This window comes from Nocardiopsis sp. JB363, from assembly GCF_900143625.1.
Classification (GTDB): Bacteria; Actinomycetota; Actinomycetes; order Streptosporangiales; family Streptosporangiaceae; genus Nocardiopsis.
This window is the reverse complement of the sequence record NZ_FRFF01000029.1, coordinates 1-1,666: the sequence shown is the minus strand read 5'-3', so window position 1 is coordinate 1,666 and position 1,666 is coordinate 1. Positions and strand designations below refer to the sequence as shown.

General features: G+C 70.0%; 2 protein-coding genes. One reads left to right on the top strand and one right to left on the bottom strand.

Annotation, left to right across the window (positions count from 1 at the left end):
* On the top strand, window positions 1-933 hold a 933-nt coding region (pip, locus tag BQ8420_RS05345), incomplete at its 5' end, for a prolyl aminopeptidase (protein ID WP_087096691.1).
* A gap of 37 nt (window positions 934-970) precedes the next feature.
* On the opposite strand, the gene BQ8420_RS05340 is transcribed toward pip, so the two are convergent.
* Complete coding sequence (locus BQ8420_RS05340) at window positions 971-1,624, bottom strand: response regulator transcription factor (RefSeq protein WP_200815810.1); 654 nt, start codon at window positions 1,622-1,624, stop codon at window positions 971-973.
* Window positions 1,625-1,666: the final 42 nt, after the last annotated feature.

Here is a 1,666-nt window from a genome sequence, read left to right as displayed (position 1 = left end):
CCCCACGCACACGGCCACCTGCCCCGCCCCGGCGGCCACCACCTGTACTGGCAGGAAACCGGCAACCCCCACGGAGTGCCCGTCCTGGCCGTCCACGGCGGCCCCGGCTCGGGCGCCTCCCCCACCTGGTCACGCTTCACCGACCCCGACCACTACCGACTCATCCTGCTCGACCAACGCGGCAGCGGACACAGCACACCCGACGCGGGCGATCCCACCACCGACCTGTCCACCAACACCACCCCCCACCTCATCGAGGACTTCGAAGCCCTACGCACCCACCTGCGCATCGACCGCTGGCACCTGCTGGGCGCCTCCTGGGGCTCCTGCCTGGCCCTGGCCTACGCCCAAGCCCACCCCGAAACCATCCGCTCCCTGGTCCTTTTCGCCATCACCACCGGCACCCGCGCCGAGATCACCTGGATCACCCACACCATGCGCCGCGTCTTCCCCCACCAATGGGAACGCTTCCATGCCGCCGCGGGCCCGGGCGCCGACCCTGGTGCGCTCCCGGCCGCCTACGCCCGCCTGCTGGCAGACCCCGACCCCAAGGTCCGCTTCGACGCCGCCCGCGCCTGGTGCGATTGGGAGGACACCCACGTGGCCACCGCCCCCGGCCACACCCCCCACCCTCGCTTCAGCGAACCCGCCTTCCGCGCCACCTTCGCCCGCCTGGTCACCCACTACTGGGCCAACGACTGCTTCCTGGCCCCCGACCAACTCCTGGAGGGGATGGAACGCATCGCCCACCTGCCCGCCGTGCTGGCCCATGGTCGCCTGGACATCAGCGGCCCCTGCGACATCGCCCACGACCTGGCCGCCCGCTGGCCCAGCGCCCGACTGCACATCGTGGAGGAGGCCGCCCACACCACCAACGTCCAAGGCCTGGGTCAGATCGTCACCCAGGCCATGGACCACTTCCGCACCCTGTGAACCCCCGTCCCCGCTCCCGCCCGGGGGCGGGGACGGTTCAGCGCGCCAACCCGGCCCGGAAGGCGAACACCACCAACTGGGCCCGATCCCTGGCGCCCAATTTGACCATCGCCCGCGACACGTGCGTGCGCGCCGTGGCGGGGGAGACCACCAACCGCTGCGCGATCTCGCCGTTGCTCAAACCCTCACCCACCAACGCCACCACCTCACGCTCACGTTCGGTCAACACCCCCACGTCCGGCACCGCACCGAGCACCCCGCCCCCACGTTCGGTGAAGGCCGCCACCACCCGACGCGTCACCGAGGGCGACAACAACGCCTCACCCCGGGCCGCCACCCGCACCGCCGCCAACATCTCCTCCGGTTCCCCGTCCTTGATCAAAAAACCGCTGGCCCCGCCCCGCAACGCCTCGAACACGTACTCGTCCAGTTCGAAGGTGGTCAACACCACCACCCGGGTGGCCGCCAACGCCGGATCCGCACCGATGATGCGCAACGCCGCCAACCCGTCCAACTCCGGCATGCGCACATCCATCAACACCACATCCGGGATCAGCTCACGCACCAACTCCACCGCACGCACCCCATCACAAGCCTCACCCACCAACTCCATGTCGGGTTCGGCCTCAAGCAGCACCCGCAACCCCATCCGCACCAACGCCTGATCGTCGGCCACCACCACCCGCACCATCACCGCACAGTCTCTTAAACACATCAGACGCTGCCGACGAAA

Coding starts and splice junctions, on each gene's coding strand:
- BQ8420_RS05340 (WP_200815810.1), bottom strand. CDS start 1,624: ATGGTGCGGGTGGTGGTGGCCGACGATCAGGCGTTGGTGCGGATGGGG.